General features: G+C 64.1%; 13 protein-coding genes. 4 read left to right on the forward strand and 9 right to left on the reverse strand.

Annotation, left to right across the window (positions count from 1 at the left end):
• Positions 1–22 precede the first annotated feature (22 nt).
• Together C7435_RS07525 and C7435_RS07530 are read right to left on the reverse strand one after the other, a co-directional pair.
• Positions 23–664: a hypothetical protein gene (locus C7435_RS07525; protein ID WP_121210633.1), complete on the reverse strand. Its 642-nt coding sequence runs from the start codon at positions 662–664 to the stop codon at positions 23–25.
• Between the two features lie 67 nt (positions 665–731).
• On the reverse strand, positions 732–1,685 hold the full coding sequence (locus C7435_RS07530; RefSeq protein WP_121210634.1) for an ArsR/SmtB family transcription factor: 954 nt from the start codon (positions 1,683–1,685) through the stop codon (positions 732–734).
• A 97-nt stretch (positions 1,686–1,782) separates the two neighbouring features.
• On the opposite strand from C7435_RS07530, the gene C7435_RS07535 reads away from it, so the two are divergent.
• Positions 1,783–3,051, forward strand: coding sequence for a D-amino acid dehydrogenase (locus C7435_RS07535; protein WP_170150382.1), 1,269 nt, complete (start codon positions 1,783–1,785; stop codon positions 3,049–3,051).
• Here the strand turns inward: C7435_RS07535 and C7435_RS07540 are convergent.
• The 3 genes from C7435_RS07540 to ettA all read right to left on the reverse strand — a co-directional run bounded on the left by C7435_RS07540 (position 3,048) and on the right by ettA (position 6,248).
• Positions 3,048–3,782 (reverse strand): CPBP family intramembrane glutamic endopeptidase, encoded by a 735-nt coding sequence (locus C7435_RS07540; protein ID WP_121210636.1) that lies wholly within the window; start codon positions 3,780–3,782, stop codon positions 3,048–3,050. The two genes, C7435_RS07535 and C7435_RS07540, sit on opposite strands and share 4 nt — an antisense overlap.
• An 89-nt stretch (positions 3,783–3,871) precedes the next feature.
• Positions 3,872–4,579, reverse strand: a complete 708-nt coding sequence (locus tag C7435_RS07545) for a helix-turn-helix transcriptional regulator (RefSeq protein ID WP_170150383.1) — start codon at positions 4,577–4,579, stop codon at positions 3,872–3,874.
• Position 4,580: 1 nt separating this feature from the next.
• Complete coding sequence (ettA, locus tag C7435_RS07550; protein ID WP_075190342.1) at positions 4,581–6,248, reverse strand: energy-dependent translational throttle protein EttA; 1,668 nt, start codon at positions 6,246–6,248, stop codon at positions 4,581–4,583.
• 963 nt (positions 6,249–7,211) lie between these two features.
• Between ettA and C7435_RS07555 the strand changes: the two genes are divergently transcribed.
• Positions 7,212–8,549: a hypothetical protein gene (locus C7435_RS07555; protein WP_121210638.1), complete on the forward strand. Its 1,338-nt coding sequence runs from the start codon at positions 7,212–7,214 to the stop codon at positions 8,547–8,549.
• A 2-nt stretch (positions 8,550–8,551) separates the two neighbouring features.
• On the opposite strand, the gene C7435_RS07560 is transcribed toward C7435_RS07555, so the two are convergent.
• Positions 8,552–9,274: a M48 family metallopeptidase gene (locus tag C7435_RS07560; RefSeq protein WP_121210639.1), complete on the reverse strand. Its 723-nt coding sequence runs from the start codon at positions 9,272–9,274 to the stop codon at positions 8,552–8,554.
• Entirely contained in the window at positions 9,271–9,876 is a 606-nt protein-coding gene (locus C7435_RS07565) for a TetR/AcrR family transcriptional regulator (protein WP_121210640.1), read from the reverse strand. The genes C7435_RS07560 and C7435_RS07565 overlap by 4 nt, the downstream gene beginning before the upstream one ends.
• A 101-nt stretch (positions 9,877–9,977) precedes the next feature.
• Between C7435_RS07565 and C7435_RS07570 the strand changes: the two genes are divergently transcribed.
• Together C7435_RS07570 and C7435_RS07575 are read left to right on the forward strand one after the other, a co-directional pair.
• Positions 9,978–11,141, forward strand: coding sequence for a hypothetical protein (locus tag C7435_RS07570; RefSeq protein WP_121210641.1), 1,164 nt, complete (start codon positions 9,978–9,980; stop codon positions 11,139–11,141).
• Complete coding sequence (locus C7435_RS07575) at positions 11,138–12,052, forward strand: OmpA family protein (RefSeq protein WP_121210642.1); 915 nt, start codon at positions 11,138–11,140, stop codon at positions 12,050–12,052. Before C7435_RS07570 ends, C7435_RS07575 begins: the two co-directional genes overlap by 4 nt.
• Positions 12,053–12,172: 120 nt before the next feature.
• Here the strand turns inward: C7435_RS07575 and C7435_RS07580 are convergent, their stop codons facing one another.
• Together C7435_RS07580 and C7435_RS07585 are read right to left on the reverse strand one after the other, a co-directional pair.
• Positions 12,173–12,646: a free L-methionine (R)-S-oxide reductase MsrC gene (locus C7435_RS07580; protein ID WP_121210643.1), complete on the reverse strand. Its 474-nt coding sequence runs from the start codon at positions 12,644–12,646 to the stop codon at positions 12,173–12,175.
• 103 nt (positions 12,647–12,749) lie between these two features.
• The gene (locus C7435_RS07585) at positions 12,750–13,790 is read right to left on the reverse strand and encodes an SDH family Clp fold serine proteinase (RefSeq protein WP_147422652.1); all 1,041 of its coding nucleotides are present in this window, start codon (positions 13,788–13,790) and stop codon (positions 12,750–12,752) included.
• Between the last annotated feature and the right edge of the window lie 80 nt (positions 13,791–13,870).

Consider the following 13,870-nt stretch of genomic DNA (forward strand, 5'->3'; position numbering starts at 1 on the left):
AAGGGTGAGCGCCCCGTCGCGATCAATCACCAATCCAGAAGGCAAAACTCGCCGGCTGGGTGTCGCCATTCAGCGTTGCCGTCCCGACCAAAAGCTCAGCGACCGAATCCGCCCCGGTCTGCCATTCGGCCAGGGCACCGTCGACATAGGTCGCCTCGATGACCAGCGTGCCGATCTCGGCATCGGTGGCGGTGATCATCACACCGTCATCAGTGATGGACGCGCTGTCGATGGTCATCGCGTAGAGGCGGAAATAGGGTCCGTACTCATTTTCGCCGAGCTGGTCGGACGTGTCCTCCACGGCGAGGCGGACATAGGCCGGCTCGTCGCATTCCGGCATGGCCGGCCACAGCTCGATATTTTCCAGGACGAGATCGCCGAAGCGGATTTCTTCTGTGGCGATGAAATAGCCCGACGCGGTGCCTTCGACCGTATAGACAATGCCATTGGCGGTCGGGTCGATGACCTCGTCGACCAGCGGATCGTCGGGCACGCTGTCGACGACCGGTGCCGGGTCCGGCGCCCTATCATCGCCAGCCAATTGATCCGCCCCGGGGTCAGCGACCACGACCGGATCGGTCTCCGGATTGTCCGCCCCGAAATAAATGCCGCCGGCAATCGCACCGAGAACGACGATACTGAAAAGATTCAACGCAGTTTTCATGTCTGCCCCCCCTGCAAGACAAGGCAGACGCTACACCGTCATCGCGAGGGCGTGAAGCGCATTCGCGTCAGGCGGGAGCGCTTGGCTTGCGGCGGGCGATCCAGATCTTCATGGTCAACTGACCGCTGGGCTCGTCCGGATGCAGGGCGCTTTGATGCGCCAGTTCGAGACCGGCATGACCGATCAGGTCCGCCATTTCCTCATCGGCAAAACCGAGCCGGCGGTGGAAATGATCCTCGCGCAGGGTTTCCAGCTGATGCGGCGCGAAGTCGACGATCAAGAGATTGCCGCCGGGCTTGAGCACGCGGGCGCATTCATCAACCGCCAGGGCCGGGTCCTCGAGATAGTGCAGCACCTGGTGCACGGTGACGAGATCGGCGACGGCACTGTCAAATGGCAGCGCTCCGACATCGGCATGGCGGACGGAACAATGCTTCAGCCCGGCCCGCTCGAGATTCAGGCGCGCCACATTGAGCATGGAATGGTTGATGTCGACGCCGATGCCGCGGGCAACACGATCGGAGAACAGCTCCAATACACGGCCGGTGCCGACCCCGACATCGATCATCAGGCTGAACGGGCCGGGACCGGCCAGCTCGCGCATCGCCGCTTCCACCTTGTGATCGGCCAGGTGAAGCGAGCGGATCGTGTCCCAATCCCCGGCGACGCTTTCGAAATAGGCCTGCGCCGCCTGGGCGCGGGCATATTTGATCGCTTCGAGGCGGGAGACGTCGCGGGTCAGCACGGCGTCATCTTCCGGCACCAGCTCATTGGCCATCTGCGCCAGTTTGCGACCGCCGCCGGCATCGGTGAGCCGATAGAAGACATAGGCGCCTTCGGGCAGGCGTTCGGCGAGGCCGGCATCGGTCATGAGTTTGAGATGCCGCGACACGCGCGGCTGGCTCTGACCCAGGATGGAGACAAGCTCCGACACCGTCAGCTCCCCGCGCGACAGGAGGGCAATGATGCGCAAGCGTGTCGGTTCGGCGAGCGCTTTGAGCTGGGTGACGACAGCGTCCATGTAATCCCGGAAAACCTGCAAAAACAGCCTTGCTTTTATCTGCATCCCCACGAAGTTCAAACCGAGCCGCTCAGGCGGGCCGATTCAGGAGCGTTACTTGGCCAAACAGGATGTGATCATCGTCGGGGCCGGACTGGCCGGTATTTCCGCCGCCTACACGCTGCGTCAGCGCGGCCATGACGTGCTGGTGCTGGACGCCCACGCCGGACCCGGGCTGGAAACCAGTTTCGCCAATGCCGGCGCCCTGACCCCGTCCGAACCGGAACCATGGAATGCGCCGGGTGTGCACTGGCAATTGCTGGCCTCCCTGCCCGATCCGCATTCCGCCATGAAGCTGCGCCTGGCACCGCTGCCCGGCCTCATCCCCTGGGGCCTGAAATTCCTCGCCAATTCCAGCCGCAAACGGTTTGAAGCAGCGTCGCTGGCGAATTTTGCCCTGTCGCGACACTCGCTCGCCCTGACCCAGGCGGCCCGCGACGCCCATGCGTTGGAGTTTGCCAATCTCGCCCGCGGCACGATGAAAATCTGCCGCGATGCGCGGGCGCTGGAACCGGCCCGCCTGACCAGCCGGGCGCTGAGCGATGCCGGCCTGCGCTGGGAAGTACTCGACCGCGCCGCCATGGTCGCCCGCGAACCCTTGCTGGCCGACGTCGCCGACGCTTTCGCCGGGGCTGTCTTCTTTCCCGATGACGAGAGCGGCGACGCCCATCTTTTCACCAAGGCCCTGGCCGGCATCGCCGCCGGCATGGGCGTGCGGTTTGAATATGGCTCGACCGTCGAGAGCCTGATTGACCGGGCCGGGCAGATCACCGGCGTGCGCACACCGACCGAGGAAATCGAGGCCGATCAGGTCGTGCTGGCCACCGGTCACACCTCGCGCCGCCTGCTCGCCCCGCTCGGCCTGCACATTCCGGTGCGCCCGGTGAAGGGCTATTCCTTGAGCCTGGACATGTCAGACCTCAACCAGCGGCCCTCCCTGCCGGTGGTCGACGATGTGCTGCACGCCATCGTCACCCCGCTGGGCGACACGTTGCGGATCGCCGGCACCGCCGAATTCGCCGGCGAAGACCGCACAATGCGCAGCGAGCGGGTCAACAATCTGCGCATGCTGCTGCGCCGGGTCTATCCCGACCTCGCCGATCGCCTGTTGACCGGCGAGGAAAAAGCCTGGTGCGGCTTCCGGCCGATGTCGGCCGATGGCCGACCGGTCATCGGCGAAACCCGCGCCAAAGGCCTGTGGATCACCACCGGCCACGGCCATCTCGGCTGGACCCAGGCGATGGGTTCGGCGGACGTGCTGGCCTCACTGATGGCTGGCGAGACCCCGCCGGTTCCGGCCGAGGCGTTCTCGGCGAAGCGTTTCTAGGGCGACCAGAACAGCCCCAGCCCGATGCCCAGCGCATTATTGGTGATGTGAGCGGCAATGGCCGGCCAGATCGACCCGGTGCGCCAATAGAGCCAGCACAGGATCAGCGCCATCAAGGCCGCCGAAATGACCTGTGGCGGCAGGATATGGGCGACGCCGAACATCACGGACGATATCCCCGCTGCCAGCCAGACCGGATGATGACCGGACATCCAGCGAAACAGGAAACCGCGAAAGAAGACCTCCTCGGCGAAGGGCGTGACGAGAACTGTCATGACCAGAAAGCCGACGCTCATCCACAACCCGTTGACGGGGTCGAGCGCGAAGGGGGTGCCCATGAAGGCGATCCAGTCGGGCATGACAACAACCATCAGCTTTGCCAAGGCCAGCCGCAGGGCAAAGGCGATGGCACCGACCAGCACGGCCAGCCCGATCCAGCGCCAGGACACCGACCTCAGTCCGACCCGGCCCGGCCCGACCCGGTGCAACGCCAGCGCCCCGATCGCAACCGCGGCCAGCACGGCAATGGCCTTGTTGATCTGGCCGATCATCAGGATGGAGGGCGGCAGGCGCGGCCCCTCGCCCAGATAGGCCTCCATGCCGATGGTCTGACGCACGATTTCCATGTGCGCCCAGCTGAGCAGCATGTAGCCCGTCATGGCGGATGCGAGGATGGCGACACCGGGCCAGAAACGCCACGGACTGTCAAAATTTTCGGATTTGGCGGACATGTTGCCTCCCTGAATGTTCACAAGGAGGTTGTCGCGCCGCGCTTCAGCCGACCATCGACAGATGTCGGCAATCTGTCAGTCAACAGATGTCAGGCCTTGTCGGCCGGGTCGTCCAGAAGGCCAAAGCGCTCGGCCAGCGCGCGCACCTGACCGCGGCGCTGGATGCCCAGCTTCAGGTAAAGCTCTGAGTTATAGGTCCGCACCGTCGCCGGCGAGAGATTGAGCGCGCGCGCAATATCCTTGTCGGTCAGGCCCCGGGCGAGCAGGCGGATCAGGGCGTGCTCGCGCGCCGAAAGCTCGGCGAAATGCGTTGGCAGCGGCTCGTGATCGGTCGGGACAGCGCGGCTCTCTACCGCCGAGATCGACAGGATGGCCCGGCTCTCTGGCGCAAAGCGGACCTTGTAGACCAGTCCAGGCATGATCTGGTCTCGCCAGAATTGGGCCAGCGGAAAGCGCTGACCGCCGATATGCAGTGTTTCATGTGTCGGGGCGATCAGACCAATTCCGCGCTGACCGCGAATATCGGCATGCCCGCGAACCTCCCGGACAAGGCGCGCCGCTTCATCTCGCTTGGCCTGCCGCCAGCGCAGTGGCGCGCGGGCGAGAAATATGGCGAGGCCAAGAAACGAGAGCAGGACGAGTCCCGAGGGACTGTTAAAAAGAGCCGATGGGTCGCGCACGGCGCCGTGAATCGACATACCAAGAAACGGCAAAATCAAAACAAACAGAGCAAACATGAAAAGGACCTGACGCGACCGCCAGGCCCTCAATTCACGGAGCTCGTCGTCCGACAGCAAATTATCGCCCGAACTTCTGGAACTTGATCTTCTTGGGCATGTCGGCGTCCGGACCGAGCCGGCGCTTCTTGTCCTCGATATAGTCCTCGAAATTGCCCTCGAACCATTCGACATGGCTGTCGCCTTCAAAAGCCAGGATGTGCGTGGCCAGACGGTCGAGGAAGAAACGGTCGTGCGAGATGACCACGGCACAGCCCGGATAGGCTTCCAGCGCCTGTTCCAGCGCCGCCAGGGTTTCCACGTCGAGATCATTGGTCGGCTCATCGAGCAGCAGCAGGTTGCCGCCGGTCTGCAGCATTTTGGCGAGGTGGACGCGATTGCGCTCACCACCGGACAGGAGGCCGACCTTTTTCTGCTGGTCGCCGCCCTTGAAGTTGAACGTGCCGACATAGGCGCGCGAGGGGACTTCCTTGCCGCCCAGCTCGATCATGTCATTGCCGCCGGAGATTTCCTGCCAGACCGTCTTGTTGGGGTCGAGCGTGTCACGCGACTGGTCGACATAGCCCAGCTTGACCGTCTCGCCGAGACGGATCGTGCCTTCGTCGGGCGTTTCCTGACCGGTGATCATCTTGAACAGGGTGGATTTACCGGCGCCGTTCGGACCGATCACACCGACCACACCGCCCGGCGGCAGTTTGAAGGAGAGGCCGTCGATCAGCAGCTTGTCCTCGAAGCCCTTCTTGAGGTTCTCGACCTCGACCACGACACCGCCCAGGCGCGGCCCCGGCGGAATGGTGATCTGGGCCGTGGTGATCTCGGCGCGTTCGGCCGCGTCGCGCAGATCCTCATAGGATTTGATACGCGCCTTGGACTTGGCCTGACGGGCTTTCGGCGAGGAGCGGATCCATTCCAGCTCGCGCATCAGGGCGCGATCCTTGGCGCTCTTTTCGCGGTCTTCCTGGGCCAGGCGCTTGGACTTCTGTTCCAGCCAGGCCGAATAACCGCCCTCATAGGGCACGCCGCGGCCGCGATCGAGCTCGAGCGTCCAGGTGGTGATCGAGTCGAGGAAGTAACGGTCGTGGGTGACGACCAGGACGGCGCCCTTGAAGTCTTCCAGATAATTCTGCAGCCACTGCACACTCTCGGCGTCGAGATGGTTGGTCGGCTCATCGAGCAGCAGCATGTGCGGGTCGGACAGCAAGAGGCGGCACAGGGCGACGCGGCGGCGCTCACCACCGGACAGGTCGGTGACCGGCCAGTCGGCAGGCGGGCAGCGCAGCGCCGTCATTGCCATCTCGATCTTCGAGTCGATGTCCCAGGCGTTCTCGTTGTCGATCTTCTCCTGGAGCTCGGTCATCTTCTCCATCAGCTCGTCGGTATAATCCTCGGCGAGCTGCATCGAGATGGCGTTGAATTCTTCCAGCAACTGTTTCGGAGCCGAACCCTCGATCACGTTTTCCCAGACCGTCTTGCTCTCATCGAGCTGCGGCTCCTGGGCGAGATAGCCGACCTTCACACCCTTTTCCGCCCAGGCCTCACCGGTGAATTCGGTGTCCATGCCGGCCATGATCTTCAGCAGGGTCGATTTACCGGCACCATTGACGCCGACAACACCGATCTTGGCATCGGGCAGGAAGTGCAGGGAAATCCCATCGAAGACGGGCTTGGCAGCGCCCGGATAGGTCTTCGACAGCTTGTCCATGTGATAGACGAATTTGTATGCGGCCATGGGGGAGAGGCTCTCTTGTCAGGCAGGGAATCTTGAGCCGCACCGTGTAGCGGAGAGCGGCTGCAAGGGCAATGCAGTAAGGGTGTGGGGGATTGTCGCCAAGCGATGGCCGCCTTTTCCGCCCCACATCGTGGGGAGGTGTCGCGCCCGAAGGGCGGGACGGAGGGGTGGTGCCGCAGGCGCCATGGGGCTTCCCGCTTTGCTCGTCCTTTCATTTTTCCCGGAGGCGCACAGCACCATCCGGGACCGACCGGAGACTCATCGCTTGCCGGAGGGTTTCGTTGGTCCCGGCTCTCCGCCCCGCTTTTGCGGGGCTGCGGCCGGGAAAAATGTGTTTTGGTTTGAAAGGGCTGTATTTTGGCGAGGCTTGCTCGCAAAACATGAGCTTATCCCCGCTGTGCACCCCTTTCCTTCTCCCTTGGGAGAAGGTGGCCGAAGGCCGGATGAGGGGGAATTCTCCTGCGACCACCGGGATTTACCCCTCACCCTGCCCCTCTCCCCAGGGAGAGGGAAAGCGTTCCCCGCGAGAAAAATCAAAAAACTTATCCGCCCCCCTTTTGCGCCATCCCATAATCCCCCTGTCCCGCGTCACTCGAGGCCCGGATTGGTGATCCGGGGGCGTTGGGAGTACGGAGCTCGTCCGGTTGCCTGGAAACACCGCCAGACCAACCCGGCGTGGCCATCGGCAGGACGGCGGCACAAAGCTCGACCGTTTGTTCCTGTCGGTTTCGAGACGGGACCCGCAAGGGACCTGACCAAATCTCCGTGTGCGAGGTGCCCCCGGCGCCACCCACAAAACTTACATAGCTAGGCACCGGCAAGGCACCTCGCACCCCTCAACTGCCCAAAACGCCAGGCGCAAGCGCCGTGGCGCGATTGGTGCTGAGCGGGGACAGGTGCACCAATCATTGCGCAGTCATTGATAGCCCGCCACACTACCCTGACAAAGTTGGGGCAATTGAAATGATGAGAACTCTCGGGCATGCCGCACGCCAAGCGCTGACGATCAGCTTTGGCCTGGTTACCATCGCAACCGCAGGCGCCCAGGAGGTCACAGTCCCGAGCGGCAGTTGGCAGCAGTCCTGCCAGATCCGCGGATTTGACGGCCCCGTCCTGGTTGCGGAGTGCCGCGATTTGCGTGGGGAGATGGCCTACACCCGCTGGGACACGCGAAACGGCACGCCCGATCTGCTCAATTGCAATGGCGAACTCACTGCCCGAGCTCGCTGCGATGGCGCACCGGAAATGCGTGCCCCCGGGGGCTCGTGGCGCCGCGATTGCGCGTTCACACGCTTCGAAGGCACCACGCTTGTTGTGGGATGCTATGAGCAGGCTGGCGGCTCGCAATATCTGAGGTTTGATACCCGCACATGGTCGGGACCATTGGCGATCTGCAATGGCGCACTGATGGCCGGTGCCAATTGTGACAGCCTGGCCGTTCCGCAATCCTCGTCTGCAATCACTTCAACAATCGGCACAGGCGTCAAACCCGGAGCCCCGGTGTCGACATCGCCCGGCAATCGACCGCCCCAACCCAGACCTCAGACACCCAATACGCCGCCCCGGCCCCCCGGCTCATCGACACCGGTCGGCGCATCCGCCTTTGATGGTTTTCCGTCCGGGTCCTGGCAGGCCTCGTGCTCCAGCCCGCGTTGGGAAAACCGTGATCTCATCGCCCTTTGCCGGACGGATGATGGCGGAATTGTCCGCGCCAGCTTCGACACCAACCTTTACTTCACGACACTCAGCAATTGCGATGGCCGCCTGACCGCCGGCACCAGCTGCGGCAATACCAGCCCGGCCGTCGCCAACAATCCGTCACCGCCGACCCGCTCGCGGCCAAGCCCGGCTCCCGCACGGCAAGCTCCACAACAGCCCGGAACGCGGCCTTTTCCGGACGGTGTCTGGCGCCATACCTGCCACTCCCCCAGTTGGCCACAAGCGGACCGACTGCAGGCAAGCTGCCGGACAGACAGCGGCAGCACCCGCACGGTCTGGGTCGATCTGGATGGCTATACAGGCCGGGTCACCAACTGCAATGGCTGGCTCGTCGCCCAATCAGGATGCGGCGTCGAGCCCGGCCTGCCGGCCGGCCAGTGGTCACAGTACTGCGCAGACGGTCAGATGGACGGGCGTGTTTTTTCGGCCGGCTGCTGGATCGCCGGACGGCCCGCCTATTTCGAGCGCCTGTCGATCAATCTTGAGCGCTATTTCGGGCCGGTTTCCCTATGCCATGGCCAGCTGCGGCGCGGCCTCGATTGCCCGGCCGGCGTCACGCCCCATCCGCCTGTCCGGGACTAAAGTCAAAACACCACCCAGCGATCAGCCTCGTCGCGCATGCGCTGGCGGCGCGGTTTCCAGTCCGGCATCAGGCTTTCCACCACACGCCAATAGGCCGGCGAATGGTTGGCCTCGACCAGGTGGGCGGCCTCGTGGGCGCAGACATAGTCGATCAGGTCTTCCGGAAAGCCCATCAGGCGCCAATTGAGCCGGATGGTGGCATCCGACGCACACGAGCCCCAGCGGCGTTTCTGGTCGCGCACGATCACCTTGCGCACCGGCTTGCCAAGCTGGCGGGCATAGGCTTCGACCTTCGGCGTCATCAGCGCCGCGCCCTCGCGCTTGTAGAAGCGCTGCAGGGCCCGGGTCAGCGTGCGGGTGCGGAGTTCCCCGGCAAGGTCGGGATCATGCTTGAGAACGAGGCTGTCATCCTCGCGGCGCACGATGGTGCGCACGCCCTCGCCGCGCAGATTGAGGGTCAGTTCGCCGCCCAGCCAGGGCAGGATGGCACCGCTTTCCAGTACCAGTTCGGGCGCTGCCGGACGGGTGGCCCAGGCGTCGAGCTTTGCGAGGATCCAGCCCGATTTGGTCTCCAGCGCCCGGCGGATTTCGCGTTCACTGGCCTGGCGCGGTGCGGCGACAGCCAGACCGTCGCGGGAAATCGTGAAACCGATGGTTCGCCGTGCCGAGCGCCGCAAGGAAAAGCGGACCTCGCGGCCGGCCAGCTCGATGATCTGATCGCTCATGCGCCGCCGCCCGGGATCAGGCCTTCAACGCCGAACCGCCGGATCAGGCAGAGTTGCTCGACGACCTGTTCATCGCGCATCCGGGTCGGGTCATCCAGCCACCAGTCCAGAAGGTGGAAGACGGCGCCGACCTCGCAACGCGCTGCCGCTTGGGGGTCGAGGTCCTTGCGGGCCCAGCCATCGCGCTGGCCCGCCTCCAGCTCGGTGACCCGCAATTGTGCGATCGCATCCACGACTTCGCGCTGCATGGGATCCGTGCCGGCGCCGCGACTGAGGAGAAGCCGGAACAGCGCACCGTAAAGACTGGCGAAGGCAACCACGCCCTCCATCGCCGCCCGATCCTTGACCTCGCGCGACCCCGGCGTCTGCTGCGCAATCGCCAGACCGGCGAGGACCGTTTCCTTGCCGGCCCGCATCACCTCGGCGAACAACGCCTCCTTGTCCGGAAAATGGGTGTAGAGCGTGCCCATGGCGACGCCGGCCTCGCGGGCGATATCGCCGATCCGGGCACCTTCAATCCCCTTGGCCGCGAACACGATACTGCCGGCCGAGAGCAGCTTGGCCCGGGTTTCGTCTTTCTGGTCGCTTCTACGCTTGGCCACACACGGCTCCGGAGCTTGTTACAAGTTCATTGAAAATATATTCATTGAATATTTATTCAACAACTGTATTCTCATTCCCGTCCACGGGACAGGAGGACGCGATGCGGATTCTGGTACTTCTGGCAAGCTTGGTCGCCACGCTGGCTGTTGCCGCGTCGGCCGAGGCCAATTGCCGCTGGCAGGTCGCGACCCGCCTGGTCGGCAGCCAGCCGGGCGTCGGGAACATTGCCGGTCAAACCTGGCCGCTCGACGGGATTCAGACCCGCGTCCAGGCCCGCACGCCTGGTGGGTTCTGGAACACCGCCAACTGGCCCGCGACCACCGCCGACAGCGACGGTTTCGTCCGCATCACCTCTGCCATCGCCTTTGCCGATCCGGACTGCCAGACCGCGCGCGAGTTTCGCGTCCAGGTCCGCAGTTACGACACCGGCATGAGCTGGCGCACGGTCCACCAGCAATCCCGCTCCGGTCATTCCGATCATGTCGGCCTGTTCAATCCGGCACCGGTTCACGCCGTCACCCTCGGCAATCTCGTTCTCAGCGGGGAGTTTCGCGGTGATGGCGTCATCTTCATCGAGAATATCGGCGACCCGCCGCTGTTCTGGAGCAATGATGATGCCGACGAAAATGGGGGCCCGGTCGCCCAGCCCGCCGACCCTGGTTTGACCCATGGCGACGCCGATGATGACGGCACCGCACCGGACATCACAGGCGCGACGCTGGAGGCCGATCCCTGCCATGTCTACCGCCTGCCGATCGATCTCGATATCGAGTTCCGTTTCGGCCAGATGCCGGCAACACCCGGTCCGCTTTCGTCAGACATGGCCATGCGCATCGAGACGCGGACCAATGGCGGCGGCGACATGACACGCAACCGCCTGACCCACCACATCCGGGTCGAAAATGCCGGCAGCCGGGACTTCAATGCCATCCATCATTGCCCGGTCGAGGTCCATGTCCGCGTCAATGAAGGACCGGACGCCCGCGGCGGAGACGGTTGGTCACCACCGTGGACAGCACGCATTCCCGATCTTGCCGCCAATGCCATTGCCGAGATCGCTGTCGACACCAACCTGCTGGGCGCGGGCGATGATTTTGCGGGCGAGTGGGGCCAGGACTATGAATTCGTCCGGGTCGAAGTCGTGCTCGATGCGACCAACCGGATCGCGGAAAGCGCCGAGGGCGATAACCGCATCGCCCATTGTTATCACGCCCCGACCAACACATTCGCCGCCATGAGCCAATGCGAAGGAGATCTGCCATGATCCGCGCCATCGCCGCCTGCCTCACCCTCGCCCTCATCCTTGCCGCGACCGCGACGGCCGTACTTGCCCAGCAAAGCGTGAGCGGTCACCCGCTGATCACCCCCTATGAAGGTTCGCAAGGTGATGGCGAATTCTGGCAGTTTGACGAATACGCACTGGTCACCGGTTTTGATTTCGAGGCCCGTGCCGCAATCACCCGGCCCGTGCAGGGCCGCGTCACCCGCCTCGACTATGACAATCCGGATGATCGCTCGGAGTTGGAGATTTTCACCAACTACCGCGAGGCTCTCGACGCCGCCGGCTATGAAGCGATCTGGTCCTGCGCCCGCGACGGCTCCTGCACCACCGGCTCGACCCGCAACGCCTTTTACCAGGCCAATGGCATGCGCGCGATCAACGGACCGAACTCCCACTACACCGCCGGAACCCTGAGTTATGACGGGCGACTGGCCTATATCGCCGTTGGCGTCGGCCGCCACACCACCTCGATCGTCATCGTCGAGACCGACGAGATGGATCGCGGCATGGTCACCGTCTCAGCGGAAGCCCTGGCGGCCGGGCTGGATGCTGACGGCCATGTCCGTGTCGATGGCCTGTTGTTCGCCCATGACAGCGACACCTTGCTACCGGAATCGCAAGTCGCGCTGGAAGCCTTGCGGGACTTGCTGGCGGCGCGACCAAACCTGTCGCTCTACGTCGTCGGCCATACCGACATGACCGGCCGGCTCACCTACAACATGTCCCTGTCAGACCGGCGTGCGGCATCAGTCGTCACAGCCCTGGTCGAGCAATTCGGGATCGATACGGAGCGGCTGGTTTCCGCCGGCGTTGGTCCGTTGGCGCCGGAGGCCAGCAATGGCACCGAGGACGGGCGCGCCCGCAATCGACGGGTCGAGATCGTGGCGCGCTAGACACGCCCAACCGACATCCCGCTCGCCGCCATCATGGCGGGCCCCAAACGGGCGGGACAGGGGGCAGCGTCATGCCCAAACCCGAACCGGCGCTGCCCCCGACCCATTCCGGACGACCGGTCAGGCGATCGTCAGGAGTTCACCGCAAATGGCTTCGAGCCCGGCCTGGTCCTCGGCGTCGAAGGCGCCGAACTCGGTCGAGTCGATGTCCAGAACGGCGACCAGCCGGCCGTCGGCATCACGCACCGGCACCACGATCTCGGAATTGGAGCGGCTGTCACAGGCAATGTGGCCGGGAAAGGCGTGCACGTCTTCAACCCGCTGGGTCTCGCCGGTCGCCGCCGCCGCACCGCAGACGCCCTTGCCGAACGGGATGCGCAGGCAGCCCATCGTGCCCTGATAGGGACCCACGACCAGCTCGGTCGGCTTGGCCGGATCGACCTCGTAAAAGCCGGTCCAGAAGAAGCGCTCGCCAAACATTTCGCGCAGCAGGCAACTGGCGGTGGCGAGACGCGCCGTGCGGCTGGTCTCGCCGGCGATCACGGCGGCGATCTGCTTGCGGACATCGATATAGTGTTCGGCCTTGGCGCTCATGACTTCATTCCTCGCTGGTCGCGGGGAAGATCGGGTCGGCGGCGGGCCGGTTCAAGCCCGCGCCACAGTCACCGGATATTCTCAACTGTCATCATTGCCGATGTCAGAGCCGGACATTGCCGCGCAGCGACTGGCGTATGGCGCGCTCGATCGCCTGCTCGGCCTCATCCCCCTTGCCCTCATTCGGCCCGTCCTCGCTCTCCATCCGGCGGGCCTCGAATTCCAGCCGGGTGTGGATCATGCGGATACGGGCATCGACCAGGCCGTAAATCAGGTCCGGGATCTTGGCCGAGACATTCATGCCCAGATCCTTGGCGTCCTTGGGCGTGATGGCCTGGCTGTGCGACAGCGTGCCGGCTGACAGCGTGTCGGCAATGTGGTGCTCGGCCTTTTCATCCACCCGGTGCACCGGATTGACGATGTCGCGCGCCACCTTGCCGGCATAGCGGTCATATTTTTCGGCCTCGTGGGCCAGCATGACCAGAACATCCTGGGTCGCCAGCGGCCCCTTCTGGGCCAGCAGCTCCTTGTAGGCTTCGGTCGGGAAGCCGCCATAGATCGTGTCGATCGGCCCCAGCGAGGCGGTCGGGTCCATCATGATCTTGTCGGCGGCCAGTGCGATCATCGTGCCGCCGGACATGGCGACATAGGGAACATAGGCGATCACCTGCGGCTCGCGCTTGGGGTTGTAATGCCCCTTGGCCTTGGCTTTCGCCAAATGCTGCTTGAGGGCCAGTGCGATCATGTGGGCCGGGCGGGCATAACCGCCCAGCGTGTGCAGCACGACCACGATCTTCGCCCGCGGATTGGCCTGGCGGATCGAGGCAACGGCCTCGAACGCCTCGTCAAAGGCGATCTGCTGCTGGGCGCTGTCGCGGCCGACGAAATCATCGCCAAGGTCATGGATGAGATCGATCAGGACGGTATTGCCGCTCTCGATCTTCTTGCGATGCTTTTCGTATTCCTTCTTGGCATCCTCATAGCGCGCCACCCGCTTGGCCCGCAGCTTGTAGACCTGCCGCTCGTCGGAGACCGCGCGCTGCCGGTTGAGATGCATCGAGATGGCACTGATCGCCAGGATCAGGACAAACAGCCCGGCCCCGGCCACACCGTAGAGCACCGTATTGTCCACACCGTCGATCACACCCACCCCCCAAACGCGCACAACGCCCGCCTCGGATATTAACCAAACGCTAACGGCGGCAACAAGCAAAAGCGTGAGCG

The sequence above is a fragment of the Maricaulis maris genome, from assembly GCF_003634045.1.
GTDB classification, from domain to species: Bacteria; Pseudomonadota; Alphaproteobacteria; order Caulobacterales; family Maricaulaceae; genus Maricaulis; species Maricaulis maris.

Bases quoted from the DNA above. Each gene is read 5' to 3' on its own strand.
- C7435_RS07525 (WP_121210633.1), bottom strand. From the start codon at position 664: ATGAAAACTGCGTTGAATCTTTTCAGTATCGTCGTTCTCGGTGCGATT.
- C7435_RS07530 (WP_121210634.1), bottom strand. From the start codon at position 1,685: ATGGACGCTGTCGTCACCCAGCTCAAAGCGCTCGCCGAACCGACACGC.
- C7435_RS07540 (WP_121210636.1), bottom strand. From the start codon at position 3,782: ATGTCCGCCAAATCCGAAAATTTTGACAGTCCGTGGCGTTTCTGGCCC.
- ettA (WP_075190342.1), bottom strand. From the start codon at position 6,248: ATGGCCGCATACAAATTCGTCTATCACATGGACAAGCTGTCGAAGACC.
- C7435_RS07555 (WP_121210638.1), top strand. From the start codon at position 7,212: ATGATGAGAACTCTCGGGCATGCCGCACGCCAAGCGCTGACGATCAGC.
- C7435_RS07560 (WP_121210639.1), bottom strand. From the start codon at position 9,274: ATGAGCGATCAGATCATCGAGCTGGCCGGCCGCGAGGTCCGCTTTTCC.
- C7435_RS07570 (WP_121210641.1), top strand. From the start codon at position 9,978: ATGCGGATTCTGGTACTTCTGGCAAGCTTGGTCGCCACGCTGGCTGTT.
- C7435_RS07575 (WP_121210642.1), top strand. From the start codon at position 11,138: ATGATCCGCGCCATCGCCGCCTGCCTCACCCTCGCCCTCATCCTTGCC.
- C7435_RS07580 (WP_121210643.1), bottom strand. From the start codon at position 12,646: ATGAGCGCCAAGGCCGAACACTATATCGATGTCCGCAAGCAGATCGCC.